The organism is Mesorhizobium sp. WSM3864 (assembly GCF_002294955.1).
Taxonomy (GTDB): Bacteria; Pseudomonadota; Alphaproteobacteria; order Rhizobiales; family Rhizobiaceae; genus Mesorhizobium.
This window is the reverse complement of the sequence record NZ_NSGD01000040.1, coordinates 1-15,593: the sequence shown is the minus strand read 5'-3', so window position 1 is coordinate 15,593 and position 15,593 is coordinate 1. Positions and strand designations below refer to the sequence as shown.

Genomic DNA, 15,593 nt, shown 5'->3' with positions numbered 1-15,593 from the left:
AGGGCCGGGGGCGGGCCGCACCAAGAATGGTGACATGGGCGGCGCCGCCAACATCCAGGAGGCGCCGGCGCGGGCAGCGGCCGCTACTCGCAAAACCAGGTAGTCTCTGCATGGGTTTTGGGCGCCCTCAAGACAGTATTCGCGTGCGCAAAGGGAAACTAGCTGTCGCGACCGAACACGGCGGTTCCCTGCGCCGTCGGGGCGCGACGACTCTGAGACAAAGTGACAAGGCAACGCGGCCTAATGACAATTCAAATACCCCTCTCCAAGATCGATCGCGCCAGACGTGAGGACCGCGGCCCTGGAGTATCGCGCCCGATCTTGCCTACCTTCGCCTTTCGATCGTGAATGCGGTGTTCTTTGGTGTGCCCGGCCCCGCGACTCCAGTTGGGTGCTGATTGATACCGGTCTGCCAACCTCTCGAGGCGCCATTGTCGCGGTCGCGGAGGCGCGTTTTGGCAAAAACGCCTGACCGGCGGCAATCCTCCTGACGCCTGGTCACTTCGACCACGTGGGAACGGTCGTTGAACTGTCGCGGATGTGGGGGCTCCGGTCTATGCGCACACGCTCGAACATCCCTATCTGAACGGAACAGCGTCTTACCCCCCGCCTGACCCGTGGGCGGGCGGAGGTCTGATGGCGTTGCTCTCACCGCTTTTCCCATGCGGCCGGTCGATCTCGGGGACCGTTTGAACGCGCTCCCTACGATGGCTCGGTTCCGGGGATGCCAGATTGGCAGTGGCTCCACACTCCAGGGCACGCGCCGGGACATATTTCCCTTTGGCGCGAGACGGACCGCTCACTGATCGTAGGTGATGCGTTCATCACAACCGGGCAGGGGTCCGCCTATGAGGTAGCGACGCAGCAGCTCGAGATGCACGGCCCGCCACGGTACTTCACCCCGGACTGGGATGCGGCGGAGAACTCAGTTGGACGGCTGTCTGCTCTCAAGCCAGAGATTGTCATCACCGGTCACGGGGCGGCCGCAGCCGGAGCAGGAATGCGCCATGTCCTCGACCAGCTTTCAGCGCGGTTCAAAGACTTTGCCGTGATCCCCGGCTCAAAATACCTGCGCGAGCCCGCAACCGCGAAAAATGGTAGGGTTTATCGCGAACGGTAGAAAACCAGCGGGCAACGATTGTTGTACAGCACTGTCCTTCGAGTATTCGCGTTGTCGGCTGAAAGGATGCGTCGCCAGGTGGTGCCGCTACCGTCCTAACGGCTTGTGAGACAGCTCAATCAACTGCCGCTCATCGGTGACGCCGGCCATGTAGCTGGCAATGATCCGCAAAGCGCGGCGCTCTCGCTCCGCGGCAGTTTCCTTTGCCACCGAGCCGCGCTCGAGAATCTGGCAAAGAAATTCAACATCGACGGGTGTGAACGCGCCTTTCGCCAGTCTTGCCGAAGCCATGGCTTTCTCCTCCTCCCAAGCGGGCCCGCCCGACCGCGCCTGCAGGCGGGCCTTCGACACGACGGCACTTTGGAAGCAGAGGGGAGCCTAGCTGTGCCGCCGCGCTCCGAACCTGCGGTCCTAAAAGGTGTTCCTTTGTCATCAGCAAAAATCATTCCAAGCGGTCGGACTCGGCCATGGCGTTGGGCCACGTTGGGGGCCACAGAACATGCACTATTTTCGTCGGAGCCCGAACCATTGACACATGTGTAAGGGCCTATCGCAACGCAGTTTGCTGACTCTATCGTCCCTCGCGATCCGACGACCATCGACCCACACCCCCGGCCCGTTCGGCGGTCGTCTTTTCGGGCTGGGAAGCCGACACAAAGGCGTCAACGGACCAGACTCCATCGGCGGCCCAGGGTCTTGAGGCGCAATAAACTTGGGGAACAAAGAGCCATGCTCACGCACGGGAACATTGGGGCCTAATAGAGGTTCGGGCTTATGTCGATCAGCTCAGTGTTGCCAGCTTCTTGCTCTGACCTGATTATCCGCAAGCTCCAGATCATCTCTGATCTTGCCTCAGCCGATATTGCCATTTTGAGAAATATCGCGGTTCAGGAGCGCGACTACCGGGCAGGAGAAGATATCGTGCGCGAGGGCGACCAACCCTCTCATTCCTTCGCTGTTCTGGACGGCCTGGTGTCATCTGCGAAGTTCACCGGCGAGGGGAAGCGGCAGATCATATCGATCTTTGTTCCGGGAGACCTCCCGGATCTCCACGGAATTCATCTTTCGGTTATGGATTGTACCTTCGCGCCACTAACGCCGGCCCGAGTGGGGTTCATGCGCCACGATGCACTGCGTGCCATCTGCACCAAACACCCGTCCATCGCCAACGTGTTCTGGCGCTCAACGCTGATAGATGCAGCGATATACAGAGAGTGGGTCACCAATGTCGGGAGGCGGGACGCGTATGTTCGCATGGCTCACCTCCTGTGTGAGCTCATCGTCCGTCTCCATGCAGTCGGCCAAATTCAGGACCACGTGGCGGAATTTCCGGTCAGCCAGGCCGTGCTTGGCGACGCACTGGGTCTATCCACCGTTCACGTCAACCGAGTGCTTCAGGAACTTCGCCGCGATGGCCTGATATCCACCTCGGGCTCAAGGCTCAAAGTTGTCGACTGGAATGAACTCGTGCGTGCAGGGGACTTTTACACCACCTACCTGCACGAAAAGAACGTGACGCCGCTATGAGCCCCCGCGAGGGGATTGACCGAGGTGCAGAGCATCTCGAGAGCAGGGTGATCTCGTTGTTCGAAGTTTTGCGACGGAGAGCTGCCCCGCGGGGGGCTTATGGATTCGGTAGTCTACCTGGTTTCCCCGTGAGAGCGCGGGCAACTTGACGGGCCGACCTTGGTGGCTAACGATCCACGTCCCCCAGCACTACGTCCAGAGAGCCCAGGATGGCGGTAACGTCAGCCAGCATATGGCCGCGGCAAAGCAGATCCATAGCCTGAAGATGCGCGAAGCTCGGGGCTCTCAGCTTGCACCGGTAAGGTTTGTTAGTCCCGTCAGATACCAGGTAGACGCCGAACTCTCCTTTCGGAGCTTCCACCGCAGCATACACTTCTCCGGTCGGGACCCGAAATCCCTCGGTGTAGAGCTTGAAATGGTGTATCAGCGCCTCCATCGACCGCTTCATGGCCGCACGTTTCGGCGGCACGATCTTACCGTCCGCGTTGGAAACCGGACCCGGCCCTTCTTTAGCCAGCAGATCCACGCACTGGCGCATTATCCTCGCTGACTGACGCATCTCCTCCATGCGCACGAGGTATCGATCGTAGCAGTCGCCGTTCTTACCAATCGGAATATCGAAATCCATTTCGGAATAGCACTCGTAGGGCTGGGCCTTGCGCAGGTCCCAAGCAGCACCGGAGCCACGCACCATTACCCCGGAGAACCCCCAACCCCAAGCATCCGATTCCGAAATCTGCCCGATATCCACGTTGCGGAGCTTGAAGATCCGATTGTCCGTCAGCAGCCTGTCTAGGTCATCCACTGATTTCAGAAACGGATCGATCCACTTGCCGATATCCGAGATAAGCTCGTCGGGCAGATCCTGGTGTACGCCGCCTGGTCGGAAAAAAGCTGCATGCATCCGTGAGCCGCTTGCGCGCTCATAGAAGACCATCAGCTTCTCGCGCTCGATGAAGCCCCAGAGCGGCGGCGTAAGCGCCCCGACATCCATGGCTTGGGTGGTGACGTTGAGCAGATGCGAAAGGATGCGCGAAATTTCGCTATACAGGACCCGGATCAGTTGCCCACGCCTCGGCACCGTCAAACCCGTGAGCTTCTCGATCGCCAGACACCAGGCATGTTCCTGGTTCATCGGCGCCACGTAGTCGAGCCGGTCGAAATACGGCAGGGCCTGCAGGTAGGTCTTCGTCTCAATCAGCTTTTCGGTGCCACGATGAAGCAGTCCGATATGCGGATCAACCCGGTCGACTACTTCGCCGTCGAGCTCCAGCACTAGCCGCAGCACACCGTGAGCGGCCGGGTGCTGAGGGCCGAAATTGATATTGAAGCTTCGGACGGAATTCTCTGCCAAGCGGCCGTTCCTCAGCGCGGGAACGCACCCAACTGGGAGGCGAACCGGATGTTCCACCCACGCATTGCGTCACGAAGCAAATTCCGACTGCATTGCATTGTGCACGCGTTCCTCCTGCAATTGGTTGTGTGCCGGCTATAGACGCGGGGGCGAGCGGGAACAAATAGGCTGTCACTTGGTTCCGGCTGCACGCAAACAAGGACTGCCCATGGACAGAGCGTCCCACATCAGCGAAGAAGCCGGCACGTCGCGTGCCGCTCCCGACCTTAGTCGGCTGCTGTTCGAACCAAACCTACGAGTCCATGGCCTGATAGACCAGACCGTCGTTTCGAATGCCTGAAAGCGGTTCGTGACGGCGGGAATGATCTGTACGTTGAAATTGATACGCCTGACGGCGACGCAGATGGCGCCCGACGAATTGCCCTAGAGATCAAGCTGTTCCTGAAACACTCTGGCCGCAACGGCTTCGTCCTTGGCAAGAACACGGTCTATTCTGCCGGGATCACCGTCCTCGCAGCTTTCCCGAAGAGTTCCCGGTTTTTATGTCCGCGGGCAGTCTTGCTGGTCCACGAACGTCGGCTCGAAAAGGAACTGGTCCTGAATGGGCCAATCCGCAGTTGCCTCCAGATCGTCCGGGAACAACTTGCCTTGCTGCAGACTGCTGAGCGGCTCGAAAACGAAGGCTTTGAGGATCTTGTGGAGGGTTCGAAGATATCTCTGGAGCAGCTTCGTGATCACGCCTTAAACAACTGCTACCTGATGGCCGAAAGAGCGTTGGAGTTGGGTCTTGTTGCGGACATCGCCCGATAGAATTAGGCCTCTGAACGGACTTGTCCGGCTTTGCCTTTGCCGGCCGAATAAAAACGGACGACGGCCATGACTGATAACGCAGACTTGGTAGCGCGAAGCGGCGGATGCCTTTGCGGTGCCGTGAGTGACGTTGTCACCGGCGAGCCCTTGTACGTCGGTTTGTGCCATTGCCAGGGACTGCAAGCGAACCAGCGGCACCGCGTACAGCGTGTTTGCTTCGCCTAGCTCAAGCCGATCGCGATACGCCCGCAACTTAGACGCGGCGAATAGGTTCTCAAGCCTTCTCTAGGATAGCGGGTTCGGTCTCGCGGCGCGCGTTGCCAGGCGAGGCGCCGTTTGGGGATCTGTGCTGCATTCCCCGGAGCCCGTTCGGCCTCCCAGGCGAGCGGGCTCTTGCCGTCCGGGGTTGGCAAGGAGAACCAGCAAACGGGACGGCTGAATCCTGCTATGATCCGCCTGCAATCCCGCCGCGAAACCCCGTTGGAAATGGCGCAGCGCCACGTTCGGTAGCGCACGGAACGCGTAGCGCGCCAGCGGGCGTTGATCGCCAGAATGGAAGTGCGTGGCCAACCCATAGGTGAAGCCGAACACCTGTTGCGGGAGTTTGAGGCGGCCCAACGCCAACACACCGAACACCTGAGGCGTCTCCGCGATAGCTAGCCGCCGTATGGAACCTTTCGCCCGGATCCGGATTCACGGCCAGAGGGACCCTCCATGGCCGAGAGCAAGAAAGAGCGCGACGAACGCATTCAGGCGGTGAAGGGATTTTCGAGTGCGGTTTCTCATGCGCGAAACCGGTATCACCGAGGCCCAGGCGCGCGAGCTCATCGACCTGATCGGCAACGACGCGAACTCTCGACTTCGAGAGGCGCGTCTTCTGGCGAGAAAGATAGACGCGCGACAACGCTAAGGCTCAAACCCATGTGCAACGACTACGAGCAGCATATCGCTTGGGCCGAATACTGCCGCATCATGGAGTCGCTCGCCTTGCAGATCTCCAGCCATCAGAGTGAACTTGACCTGCCGCAAGCTGACATCCGCATCAACGACCCGGCTCCGGTAATGCGCGCTGCCGGCGATGCAATCGAGCTAGCCTCGATGACATTCGGCTTCCCGCCCTCCGGTCCAAAGGGCGGGCCGGTGTTCAATTTTCGGTCGGAGGGGCGACAGTTCGCAAACAGCAGGCGCTGTCTTGTGCCGGTATCGGCCTTCTTCGAGTTCACCGGAACGAAGTACCCGAAGGCGAAGCACCGGTTCACGTCGACGGCGCCCCGTTCATGGCGATCGCGGGGCTCTGGCGCGAAGCGGCCGGCAACAAGCCGCCCACCTTCACCATGCTGACGACGGATCCCAGTCCCGACATTGCGCCCGTCAGGTCGTGGTCCTTGAGCCGGAGAACTGGTCCGCCTGGCTCAACCTGACGGAATCGGAGGGCGATCTGTTGCGACCGCTTCCAGCCGGGTCTTTGTCAGTTGAGACGGTTCGAGAGTGAAGAGGCTGAACAGCCCGGCTGGTCATGCATCATGGCATGACTCCCCCAAGCACGAACATTTCCAGCATGCGGCATCGTCGGCCAGTGTCATCAATCCGACAACGTCGAGGTTGCGAGCTGGTCCTTCCCAGCTCGGGCTCACTTGAGCGAATTTGTAGACTGTCCAGTCGGCTTGGTTGTCACGCGGATCCACAGCACATTCCTGGCGCCAATCATGAACCGCCCGACCCGTGACCGCAATAGCTGCTTTCGACGGTGTTTCTGCAACCGCAACTTAGTGGGATGTGACCACGTGACCGGACATTACTTCAACCATGTAGCTCTGCATGCAGCACTCGCTCCAACAGGACTTTCCAACTTGGCGCGGCCGGCCTTCTTCCGAACTGGCGGAATCCGGCGGCCGATGCATACTGTCGCGGAACTTGAAAACTTCAGCCGCCATCATTTTTGGCGGACGCGTGTCATGTGCCCGCGTCCATAGGTTACGGGCGGAGGGAGTGCCTCAATTACGCTGCCCGTCATATAGTGAACCGTCACTATCCACCACGTGGGTGCTCGGATCGTGATTGTACTGAGGCTCGCCGCCTGTGACTACCGGTTGGCAAGCCCTCAGGGCGTTATGCTGGTGCCGGCCATGATCTCAGATCTCCCTGCGGGGAGGTGCAGGAGGAAGGGCCCAAAAAAAGGGGTCCTAGCTCAATGAGGCGCCTAACGTGTCTCAAGGAACAAATCGCGTCAGCAGAGGTTCGGCTCGACCAAACTACGGAGACGAGCAATGTCTGAGTCGCGCGAATGGCTGATCCAATGGCTGAGGGATGCCCACGCCATGGAAGAACAAGCCGAAACGATGCTATCCGGCCAATTGAGCCGGATCGAGAGCTACCCCGAACTCAGCGATAGAATCCGCATCCACTTGGAAGAGACCAGGGAACAGGCCAGGCGTTTGAAGACTTGCCTGGAAGGCCTTGACGAGGGCTCTTCCATGCTGAAGGACGCAGGCGGCAAGCTGACCGCGACGGCGCAGTCGCTCAGCGGCGTATTTGCTGGCGACGAGGTCATGAAGGGGTCCCTGGCGAGCTACACCTTCGAGCACATGGAAATCGCTTCTTACACCATCCTCATCGCCGCCGCGAATGCCGAGGGCGAAGCCGAGATCGCCCGCGTCTGCGAGCAGAATCTGCGGGAAGAGGAGGTGATGGCTGAGTGGTTGAAGAGCAACCTGTCACAAGTTACGGAAAAGTTCCTAACGCGGGCAGAAGCCGATCGCGACAGTGCGAAACGCTGACTCAGATGGACGGCGGTCAGGGTGCGAAAAGCTAGTCGAACGCCAGCATCGAGCACAATCGGCATCCGACCGGGAGCTCGAGAAGGAACCTAAGCTGCTATGAGCACGCGTGGGAAAAATTTCCTCGATAAATGGATGGCGAGCATCTGCCAAATGCGACCACCGACGATCCGCTCGCAATCATCTATCTGTCCGACGCGGCCATGGAAGCTGCAGGGCGCGAAGGCATCTCGCCCGAGGAGATGATTGAGGATGTCGGAAGCCTGTTGAGGGTGATCCTTACAGCCATGCAACACCGGAGGGGCGGTCTGGCCGACTGAGACCAAGAAATGCCCGAGACTGCGATCGGCATAAGAGATCTGCCGGCGCTCCGCGATCGGTTCGGCCCTGACGTTCCCGCCACGGAGTGGGATCTCCAGCTGAAGATGAAATGCACGATGTGCGGCGGCAAGCGTATCACGCTGACCTATTCGCCCGAGACCAGCCCGAAAGACCATCCCCGCAAAGGACGTAGCCGGCCACCAAAAATGGAACCGCCGGACTTCTCCTGACCCCTCAAATTTGAATGCGGGCTGGTCTGGCGCAGATCACGATAGGGTATGCCGCATTATCGGTTCGAAGTCGTTTGGAATGGGGAGAGCCTTGGAGACGCCTGGGTGAACCTGGCCACCATCAGCGATGCGCGGAAGGAAGCGCTAAGGGCGCTACACGACATTGCGGGCGAGGAAACGGTGGTCGCCGAGCAGGACCGCAAGCTAGTCGTGTCGGTAGTGATGCTCTGCCGCTGCCGAACCACCCTCAATGCGAGCGCGACGTCTGGCTCGTGATCTCTACCTCACCCCACGCGCCTATCCCGCGCAGCGGGTTCGTTCTACGGCCCCGTTCATGCCATTGCTGATGATCACCGGAACTGCGGAATGGGCAGGCCTATTGACGTCAAAAACACGCAACGCCCCTTCAATGTTCGCCTTTTGTGCTTCGAAAGTCGCATAAAAGGCAGACTGGTGTGATGTTGTGCCGTCCAGAATTATCTGTCGTTGGCGTCCAGAATTATTGTCGTCAGCCGGACTGCTAAGTGACTCATAATCCACAGCTTTCGGCCGATTAGGTTACCAATGCCCTGCGTCTAACAGGGTTACCATTGTGCCCCAACGACTATTAATTTCGAACTGGCGCTAAGGCTCTGTATTCATTGAGCTTATTGCGGCCTCGATTGGTAACCCAAGGCAACTCATTAGGCGCATTGGTAACCCATCAGCGACAGGTTCGCGCCTCTCGGCGGATTCTTTTCAGTTCTGCTGCGGTTAGTAGATTCCCGTCCGCGGTGCGCATGGCTAACCCGACGAGACGGCTCGCCACGTATTGGTTATCGATCGATTCGTCGATGCGCTCTTTCTCATCGAGCTTTACGATTTCCCGGAATATTCGAAGGCGGTTGTCAGCGATCCAGCTGGCCCAGTCCTTAGCGGAGGCGTCATTGAGCTGACGTCCCAGCGAGATTGCAGCGCTTAAGAGTATTTTCTCGCCGGCGGCTGACATTGATGTTGCCTCCGCGAGGTGATCTCGGACGATCTTTAAATAGTCGACACGCTCACCATCCAGCATATCTTTACAAAAATCTTCAGGAATTGCCCCGCGACGTCGCCAGCTTGCTAGCGTTGACTTGCCTATGTTGACCTTGCGCGAGAGGTCGTCGTCGCTCGCTACCTTGAAGTGCCGCTTTAACTCGCGAATGTAGAGATCAACGATCGAGTTTGTCATCTGGGGGAGTTGACGACGTTTCGTTTTGAAGTCACGATTGCATAGTGATTGCAACACGGCTTCAAAACAGCGTGGAAACAGGTTCCTCCGATCTCCTCGTAGAAGTTCGTGCGGGTTTTGTAACGCAAGGCTTATCCCTAAGCAGCTGGTACCAGGATCACGGCATTTGCCGAATGGTAGCCGTTTATGCGGTGACCGGAAAGCGCAACGGGCCGAACGCACTGGCCCTCCACGAGATGCTCTGCCGCGTGAGCAGCGGCCATCGCTATGGGTGAGTGGTTGTACACGGTTGAGTTTGCTGCGCTGGTCGGCATTCGGCGACAAGTCGCTCACCGCGCGCTTGTTCTGCGTCGCTGGCGCAAAAACGCGCTCGAAGTAAGGAAGGTCAAAGGCCGACGCGGTGGCAACGGCGGGGAGCAATATCAAGTGAATTCCACGTCTCTGCCGCTCGAATATCAGAACCGTCTAAAGGCGTCTCGAACCCACGATGTAAAGCATTCGAAGTCGATCACCGGCAGGACGGAAGAGAGCGCATGGTGGCTCGATTACCTGGGGCCAGCGCTTCAGTATCCGGCGAACTCGACTGGCCGCGCCGATGTATTGGCCGAGCTGGCGGGCAAGCCAACGCGGAACTGGGAGGGTAGGGCGGTCAGCTACTGCCTGCGGACGCTACAGCGTCATGCCGCACGCTTTGACGAAGATATGAAAGTCGGCCGGCATGGTCGATCGGACAAGGGCAAGAAGCGTGTCCTCATAAGCCGAAAGTGGGACAAGCTGGTCCCGTTCGACGCCTCCACCAAGACGAAAATCGTTGAGGACCTAAAACAAGAAATCCGCGGCCTGCTCAAAGGCGGCATGTCTTGGGGCCACACCCTCCAAGAAGCCGAGAAGTTCTTGATCGACGCGACGGTAGCATGGGGCTGCCGTCCGGGTGATCCTAACGTGCTGGAGCGCGCTTGTTCCGTCCCAATCGAATTCGTCTCGGCGGAACTCCACTTCCGGAACGTCCACCGTTTCAAGCGAGACCACAAGGCTTATGACGATCGCAGGCCGCGCATCCGCCGCACCGTCGCCGGCATGCAGCCGATGGAGCTGGTGGTGGGCGATGTGCACCCTGTGGACATTCACCTCACTCGTCCTGACGGCACGGTCGCGACTGCTAGGCTGATCGGATTCTTAGACTGGGCCACGCAGCGCCTCTGGATCGGGTTGATCTTTTTCGAAAAACGCGGCGGCGTCCAAAATCGAGATGTAATCGAAGTCCTCGCTTCCATGATCGAAGCCTGGGGCATGCCGCAGTCGCTGTATGTCGACAACGGCGCGGAATTCGGCTTCGCCGCTTTTCTGGACGATGCCATGCAGCTTACCGTGCAGGGCTTCCATGGCCCGTCCCGATCAACCCGCGTCATCAACGCCTTGCCCTACAACGCGTCCGCAAAGCCGATTGAGCGTCTATTCGGTGATTTGGAGACGCGATATTTCAGCACTGCGCCCGGCCACATTGGCGGCAACCGAATGAGCAAGAAGCGGGAGGCGATCGACAGGACGGTCGCGCCATTCGGCGCGTTCGAAGATGTGGTGCCAGCCATAGAAGGCTTCGTGCGCACCTATAATCACACTGCGCAGGGCAAGAAGAGCGCACTCAAAGGCCTCTCCCCTGAAGCCACGTTCCGCAAACACCTCGAGGCGGGATGGGCGCCGACTGCGATGAGCCGCGATGAAGTGCGCGCGGCATGTGCCTCGAAGAACGGTCGGTTGTTCAGGGTGCGATATCGGTCGGTGGCCGCCATTGGACATGCCCGGAATTGCAGGCTTACCAGTACGACAAGATTTGGGTCCGTGTACCGGCCTATCATACGCCAGCCGAGTTGCTATTGCTTGACCGCCATGGTGAACGAGTCGGCATAGCCTCTCCCGATATCGAGTTCCATCCGCTCGACAAACGCGGCGCGAAAACATCAGCCCAACGCGCGAAGGTGCATCGGCAGGCTGTGCGTAAGCTCGATCGGTCAGCGCCTGATATCGATGTGGCTGCACGCCTGATCGCGCGCGGCGAAGCCCAGCCTGACACGATTCCCAACGAGCCCGTCGGCGTCGTCTCTTACGATCCGGCGAAGCGGCCGGCACGCATTCTGATGCCGAAGAGGCCTTTGCCCGCCGACGAGTGTCGACGCGAACAGGACGAGCGCATAGCCACTCAGCTGGACCTGGCGAAGAGGATCCTCGGATGACGTTTATCGAAACCCGCGCTGCGCTCACCGTGCGGGCTGCCTTCGATACGGCGGTGAAGATGCGATATCCGGTGCTTGCGGTCGGAAAAGCCGGACTCGGCAAGACCGTGGCGCTCAACTGGATAGCAATCCAAAGCGGGGCTGCCTACTGTGAGGTTGCGCAGCATACCAAGGCTATCAGGCCGATGTTCCTGATGCTGCACGACGCCTACGGCGTCCAGAAGGACAGCAAGCACACATACGACCTTGCGAAGGATTGCATGTATTTTCTGGGCTCCCGATACGGTCCGACGCGTCCGTTGCTGGTAGACGAATATCAAAACTTCACACCCACTGTTTTGCGTGAGCTGCTGCACCTTCAGGAGCACTGCGGTTTCGCTTTGCTGCTTGCAGGCAACACTCATCGGTTAGCTGGGACGAGGCGTGATACCCACGCTATGGATCAGATCGAAAGCCGCATCGGCATGCGTTTCGAGATCGGGCAGCCGACGCGGGAGGACTGCGTGAGAATAGGCGCCGAACACAACGTTGAGGGAGCCGACGCCTACGAGGCGATCGCTACCTACGGTGAGAACACCTCCCTTCGCGCACTTTGCCACCTTCTCCAGAACTGCGCTGCCGCTACCAGCGGCGACGGTCGCATTCGTCTTCCCCGGATCGAGATCACGCTTCGCGGCATGTCGTGCGGCAGCGACGCCCGGAAACTTCTGCACGAGCGCCGAAACGACGGCGCACACGACGTCCGCAGCCCTGCTTAATTCCAGACAGCGACAGATAATTCTCAACGCCACACTGGAACTGCTTGGCGATAATGCGGCAGCTCGTCCCTCTCGTCAGTGATGCCGCCAGACGCCTGCGGCGCGACAAGCCTTCGCTGCCGTTCCTAGAGTCGAAAGTGCTGACCGACCTCCATCGGCCGCTGGCTGCGTCCTCATCGACGCAACAAGCGTAAGCCGGCGCCGCTACCATTCTCTGGAATAAATTCTATACCAGCGGCTTCGAACGCTTCGCGGATTGCAATAAGATTGTTGCGATGCGGGACACGCAATCCTCGTTCGAAGTCCACCACGGTAGCACGCGAAACACCTGCAGCGTCAGCAAGTTCAGCCTGGCTCCAGCCGAGCATTGCCCGTGCGCCTCTGCATTGCTCAACGGAAATTTGACTCATCGAAAATTCAGACTTTTCGTTTGACTTCTAGGCCGAGGTCAGCTTTAATGGCTGATATAAGGCAAATTGGCTGACCTAGCGGGCAGGACTCGGATCATGACTGATTCCGACAATACCACGACTTTGCTGCCCGTCACCGGCACAACCTCGCCTGTTATAATGCCAAACTCGAACTGTCGTGCTTTGACCTGCCAAACAGAGCAGTACACCGATCCCGCCGTAGCGATTTGGCTCAGATGCCAGGACGCGCAAGAGCGGACCGAGCGGCTCTGCCGTCAGCAGCAGGCGTTGGAGCGGAAACTGATCGAAGCTGTCGGACTTCCTTGCGCGACAATTCAGTCGTCTGATGGCGAGAACGTGGAAGCTGATTTTGAGGCTCATAAGGCTCGCTGGGATACCGCTGATCGCGAACTTGGATACTCGGCTACGTTGCGGGCTGAACGCGATGCTGCGCAGCGAGCAGCGGATTTGCTCGAGGTGCTGTCCCGGACCCCTGCCACGTCGCTCGCGGGAGTGGCGGCCAAACTCGACGCCGTCCTAAGGGAAGGACAGCCTTCAGAGGACGATCCTGAATTTCCATGGCCCCAGATCCGTTCTGTATTGGCGGATGTCGTTCGGATTGGTGAGCAGACGGGGCTAGGCACTCAAGCCTGAGGATCGAGGAGGCGAACGCCCTCACCCTTTTGACCGACGGGCAAGAACTCGACGCCGGCCCTTATCAGAGCTGCTTCGATGGCCTGCATCGTGCTGATGCGGGAATCGACCTTGCCGTTCTCCAAACGGGCCAGCGCGTTGAGCGAGACGATCGCCTTGTCGGCAAGCTCCTGCTGCGACCAACCAAGCAGGGCCCGCGCGGCCCGAATCTGTCGTGGACTGACCATGCATCCACAATCGGCAGGCACATGGTCTTTGCCACATATAGGGTTATTTTAAGCCTCATAAGGTATATTAAGTGGCTGATGAGCCTGCTGATAGGCGAGAGCGAGACCCTGGCGTTTCGCGGCAAAACTCCTGTCGGTGGAAGACTTTGGAGCGTCGGAAGGCATTGTTGAAACGTCGCGATATGCTTCGGACAGCGCGCAAGCCAGCGGTCGAGGGCGAACCTCATGCCGTCGATCGGCACGTCGGCAGGCAGATTGCCACGGTTCGCGTCCAGTCGGACGTCTCCCAGGGCCAGCTCGCCCGCGCGATCGGCATCAGTTTCCAGCAGCTCCAGAAATATGAGAACGCGCGCAATCGCGTCAGCGCCTCGATGCTCTACGAGATCGCCACCTCGCTCGGCGTTCCCGTCAGCCGCTTCTTCGAAGGCCTGCCGGGAAATGATTCGAGCCGCGATCAGGCGCAGCCCTTGCCGGTCGATGAACGCCTGGAGTTCATCGCCAGCGCCGAAGGCAGGCGCCTGATCGAGGGTCTGATGAATCTTCCCCAGCGTGTCCGTGGCCGCGTCTCTTCCCTGATCGCAATGTTGGGGGAGGAATTGGCGTTGGCCGACAAGAAGGGCGAGGGCGAGGCGGCTGGCGAGGCTGCGCCAGTCGATCGTCGGGCATTCTGATGCGAGCTCTACCTGTCAGCCGAATTTTCTGACGGCAGGCACCTCGATGCGGCCGCGGGCCAAGAATATGTCTATCTCGACGCCGAATGCCCGCGAGCGCCTGGCGAATCCTTCAAGGATTTCCCGCGCGGTGCCCCCCATGGCAGCGACCGGTACCTGCCTCCCTGTCGCTGATCCGGGAGAATGAGGCTCTGTGCCGATCGTGACGGGCAGAAGATCTATTTCTGTGACGCTTTTGCCCGCATCATAGCGGCAGGAGGCGACGATGCTTTGCCAAACCTCCGGCGGATCCCACTCCGTCTCGTCCGCGTGCACGTGGAAGAGGAAGTTTCCGAGGCCATAGAAAATCGGCGAGCCGTTGTAGATTTCCATCGCCTGAAGAACCGGAGCGCCGTGGCTGACGAACAGGCTGGCGCCAGCGTCGATGCATGTCCGGGCGAAGGTTTGTACCCATCGCGGCACGTCCTGCCAGCTCGGTTCCCAATGATGGTGATGCAGGTACGCGATCACGAAATCGCCCTGCGCTGCCGCTCGGCGGATGACTGACAAATGGGCATCTGCGCTCTGCGGGTCGACCTCGATCAGTCGGCCGAACTCGGTGGCTTGCGTGAACACGGTGCCGTAGAAATTGATCTCCTTGTCGCCGGCCACCTCCAATGGATCCTCCGGCTGCGCGTAGTTGGTCAGTTCGAAGCCCGAGCACTGCAGATGTTTCCCAAGCCTTGCCAGCCTGCGCAGATGCCCGTCCGGCACCCCGATCTTTCGAGCGGTCTTGAGCCGGTTCACGCCTGGGCGCGCCGGGCGGAAAGCCGTGCGGTCTTCGGCATACATGCTCGCGGGACCAGGCCCGGCATCGAACGCAAGAAGCGCGACCTCTCGCCCGCCCAACCGCTGGCGTCCCGGTTTGCGGGCGTTTGTCTGGTCGGTGCCGATGCCGGCATGAACGAAGCCGCGGCGGCCCACTTCCTCCAGCGTCGAGAGGATGCCGCCGGCGCCGAGATCGAAGGCGTGATTGTTGGCAAGCGCAAGCGCGTTGAAGCCTAACGCCTGCAATGCGTCCAACACCTCGGCCGTGGAATAGCCGAAGTATCTGCCCTTGGTCGCCCAGCCGCCATGGCTGCCGAGGATCGTCGACTCGAAGTTGGTGAACACGACATCGCCCTGGCGCAGGAAGTCAATGACCGCCGCGAACCTCTCATCTTGTATGTCGCGGACGTCACGCGTGATCAGGGATTGGCCGGTCACGACGGCGCAGAACTGGTCTTTCATACAAAGCTTGCCTTAGGAGGGGAG

17 protein-coding genes and 2 pseudogenes are annotated in these 15,593 nt (G+C 59.6%); 13 read left to right on the top strand and 6 right to left on the bottom strand.

Annotation, left to right across the window (positions count from 1 at the left end; genetic code table 11):
* Positions 1-308: 308 nt before the first annotated feature.
* Positions 309-1,120: pseudogene (locus tag CK215_RS30095) on the top strand (MBL fold metallo-hydrolase); the annotation flags it as partial.
* An 87-nt stretch (positions 1,121-1,207) separates the two neighbouring features.
* On the opposite strand, the gene CK215_RS30090 reads toward CK215_RS30095, so the two are convergent.
* Positions 1,208-1,411, bottom strand: coding sequence for a hypothetical protein (locus tag CK215_RS30090; protein ID WP_245322467.1), 204 nt, complete (start codon positions 1,409-1,411; stop codon positions 1,208-1,210).
* A gap of 483 nt (positions 1,412-1,894) precedes the next feature.
* Here CK215_RS30090 and CK215_RS30085 point away from each other — a divergent pair, with 483 nt between their 5' ends.
* Entirely contained in the window at positions 1,895-2,647 is a 753-nt protein-coding gene (locus CK215_RS30085) for a Crp/Fnr family transcriptional regulator (RefSeq protein ID WP_095833102.1), read from the top strand.
* A gap of 166 nt (positions 2,648-2,813) precedes the next feature.
* Here CK215_RS30085 and CK215_RS30080 read toward each other — a convergent pair whose 3' ends face one another.
* Positions 2,814-4,001, bottom strand: coding sequence for an NADH-quinone oxidoreductase subunit D (locus CK215_RS30080; protein ID WP_095833101.1), 1,188 nt, complete (start codon positions 3,999-4,001; stop codon positions 2,814-2,816).
* Positions 4,002-4,559: 558 nt separating this feature from the next.
* On the opposite strand from CK215_RS30080, the gene CK215_RS31150 reads away from it, so the two are divergent.
* The 6 genes and pseudogenes from CK215_RS31150 to CK215_RS31560 all read left to right on the top strand — a co-directional run bounded on the left by CK215_RS31150 (position 4,560) and on the right by CK215_RS31560 (position 8,415).
* Entirely contained in the window at positions 4,560-4,811 is a 252-nt protein-coding gene (locus CK215_RS31150) for a hypothetical protein (protein WP_127239591.1), read from the top strand.
* A gap of 921 nt (positions 4,812-5,732) precedes the next feature.
* Positions 5,733-6,303 (top strand): annotated as a pseudogene (locus CK215_RS30070) (SOS response-associated peptidase family protein).
* 775 nt (positions 6,304-7,078) lie between these two features.
* Positions 7,079-7,588, top strand: a complete 510-nt coding sequence (locus CK215_RS30065) for a DUF892 family protein (RefSeq protein ID WP_095833099.1) — start codon at positions 7,079-7,081, stop codon at positions 7,586-7,588.
* Between the two features lie 131 nt (positions 7,589-7,719).
* On the top strand, positions 7,720-7,908 hold the full coding sequence (locus CK215_RS30060) for a DUF768 domain-containing protein (protein WP_095833098.1): 189 nt from the start codon (positions 7,720-7,722) through the stop codon (positions 7,906-7,908).
* A 9-nt stretch (positions 7,909-7,917) separates the two neighbouring features.
* Positions 7,918-8,139 carry a hypothetical protein gene (locus CK215_RS30055; protein WP_095833097.1) on the top strand — a complete coding sequence of 74 codons (222 nt, stop codon included), beginning with the start codon at positions 7,918-7,920 and terminating at the stop codon, positions 8,137-8,139.
* A 105-nt stretch (positions 8,140-8,244) separates the two neighbouring features.
* Positions 8,245-8,415 carry a hypothetical protein gene (locus tag CK215_RS31560; protein ID WP_170950445.1) on the top strand — a complete coding sequence of 57 codons (171 nt, stop codon included), beginning with the start codon at positions 8,245-8,247 and terminating at the stop codon, positions 8,413-8,415.
* 427 nt (positions 8,416-8,842) lie between these two features.
* Here the strand turns inward: CK215_RS31560 and CK215_RS30045 are convergent, their stop codons facing one another.
* On the bottom strand, positions 8,843-9,349 hold the full coding sequence (locus CK215_RS30045) for a helix-turn-helix domain-containing protein (protein WP_095833095.1): 507 nt from the start codon (positions 9,347-9,349) through the stop codon (positions 8,843-8,845).
* A gap of 267 nt (positions 9,350-9,616) precedes the next feature.
* Here CK215_RS30045 and CK215_RS30040 point away from each other — a divergent pair, with 267 nt between their 5' ends.
* The 3 genes from CK215_RS30040 to CK215_RS30030 are packed head-to-tail and all read left to right on the top strand — an operon-like array spanning position 9,617 to position 12,338.
* On the top strand, positions 9,617-11,257 hold the full coding sequence (locus tag CK215_RS30040; protein ID WP_095833094.1) for a hypothetical protein: 1,641 nt from the start codon (positions 9,617-9,619) through the stop codon (positions 11,255-11,257).
* Positions 11,224-11,580, top strand: coding sequence for a hypothetical protein (locus tag CK215_RS30035; RefSeq protein ID WP_095833093.1), 357 nt, complete (start codon positions 11,224-11,226; stop codon positions 11,578-11,580). The genes CK215_RS30040 and CK215_RS30035 overlap by 34 nt, the downstream gene beginning before the upstream one ends.
* The gene (locus CK215_RS30030) at positions 11,577-12,338 is read left to right on the top strand and encodes an AAA family ATPase (protein WP_141245593.1); all 762 of its coding nucleotides are present in this window, start codon (positions 11,577-11,579) and stop codon (positions 12,336-12,338) included. Before CK215_RS30035 ends, CK215_RS30030 begins: the two co-directional genes overlap by 4 nt.
* A 173-nt stretch (positions 12,339-12,511) precedes the next feature.
* On the opposite strand, the gene CK215_RS30025 is transcribed toward CK215_RS30030, so the two are convergent.
* On the bottom strand, positions 12,512-12,748 hold the full coding sequence (locus CK215_RS30025; protein WP_280953094.1) for a helix-turn-helix transcriptional regulator: 237 nt from the start codon (positions 12,746-12,748) through the stop codon (positions 12,512-12,514).
* 96 nt (positions 12,749-12,844) lie between these two features.
* Between CK215_RS30025 and CK215_RS30020 the strand changes: the two genes are divergently transcribed.
* The gene (locus CK215_RS30020) at positions 12,845-13,402 is read left to right on the top strand and encodes a hypothetical protein (protein WP_095833091.1); all 558 of its coding nucleotides are present in this window, start codon (positions 12,845-12,847) and stop codon (positions 13,400-13,402) included.
* Here the strand turns inward: CK215_RS30020 and CK215_RS30015 are convergent.
* Positions 13,393-13,629 (bottom strand): helix-turn-helix domain-containing protein, encoded by a 237-nt coding sequence (locus CK215_RS30015; protein WP_095833090.1) that lies wholly within the window; start codon positions 13,627-13,629, stop codon positions 13,393-13,395. The genes CK215_RS30020 and CK215_RS30015 overlap by 10 nt on opposite strands.
* Positions 13,630-13,796: 167 nt before the next feature.
* On the opposite strand from CK215_RS30015, the gene CK215_RS30010 reads away from it, so the two are divergent.
* Positions 13,797-14,300 carry a helix-turn-helix transcriptional regulator gene (locus tag CK215_RS30010; RefSeq protein ID WP_141245592.1) on the top strand — a complete coding sequence of 168 codons (504 nt, stop codon included), beginning with the start codon at positions 13,797-13,799 and terminating at the stop codon, positions 14,298-14,300.
* 15 nt (positions 14,301-14,315) lie between these two features.
* Here the strand turns inward: CK215_RS30010 and CK215_RS30005 are convergent, their stop codons facing one another.
* Positions 14,316-15,569, bottom strand: coding sequence for a CapA family protein (locus CK215_RS30005; RefSeq protein ID WP_095833088.1), 1,254 nt, complete (start codon positions 15,567-15,569; stop codon positions 14,316-14,318).
* Between the last annotated feature and the right edge of the window lie 24 nt (positions 15,570-15,593).

Excerpts from the sequence above, each read along its gene's own strand:
- CK215_RS30090 (WP_245322467.1), bottom strand. The coding sequence starts at position 1,411 with ATGGCTTCGGCAAGACTGGCGAAAGGCGCGTTCACACCCGTCGATGTT.
- CK215_RS30085 (WP_095833102.1), top strand. The coding sequence starts at position 1,895 with ATGTCGATCAGCTCAGTGTTGCCAGCTTCTTGCTCTGACCTGATTATC.
- CK215_RS30065 (WP_095833099.1), top strand. The coding sequence starts at position 7,079 with ATGTCTGAGTCGCGCGAATGGCTGATCCAATGGCTGAGGGATGCCCAC.
- CK215_RS30060 (WP_095833098.1), top strand. The coding sequence starts at position 7,720 with ATGGATGGCGAGCATCTGCCAAATGCGACCACCGACGATCCGCTCGCA.
- CK215_RS30055 (WP_095833097.1), top strand. The coding sequence starts at position 7,918 with ATGCCCGAGACTGCGATCGGCATAAGAGATCTGCCGGCGCTCCGCGAT.
- CK215_RS30045 (WP_095833095.1), bottom strand. The coding sequence starts at position 9,349 with ATGACAAACTCGATCGTTGATCTCTACATTCGCGAGTTAAAGCGGCAC.
- CK215_RS30040 (WP_095833094.1), top strand. The coding sequence starts at position 9,617 with ATGGGTGAGTGGTTGTACACGGTTGAGTTTGCTGCGCTGGTCGGCATT.
- CK215_RS30030 (WP_141245593.1), top strand. The coding sequence starts at position 11,577 with ATGACGTTTATCGAAACCCGCGCTGCGCTCACCGTGCGGGCTGCCTTC.
- CK215_RS30025 (WP_280953094.1), bottom strand. The coding sequence starts at position 12,748 with ATGAGTCAAATTTCCGTTGAGCAATGCAGAGGCGCACGGGCAATGCTC.
- CK215_RS30020 (WP_095833091.1), top strand. The coding sequence starts at position 12,845 with ATGACTGATTCCGACAATACCACGACTTTGCTGCCCGTCACCGGCACA.
- CK215_RS30015 (WP_095833090.1), bottom strand. The coding sequence starts at position 13,629 with ATGGTCAGTCCACGACAGATTCGGGCCGCGCGGGCCCTGCTTGGTTGG.
- CK215_RS30005 (WP_095833088.1), bottom strand. The coding sequence starts at position 15,569 with ATGAAAGACCAGTTCTGCGCCGTCGTGACCGGCCAATCCCTGATCACG.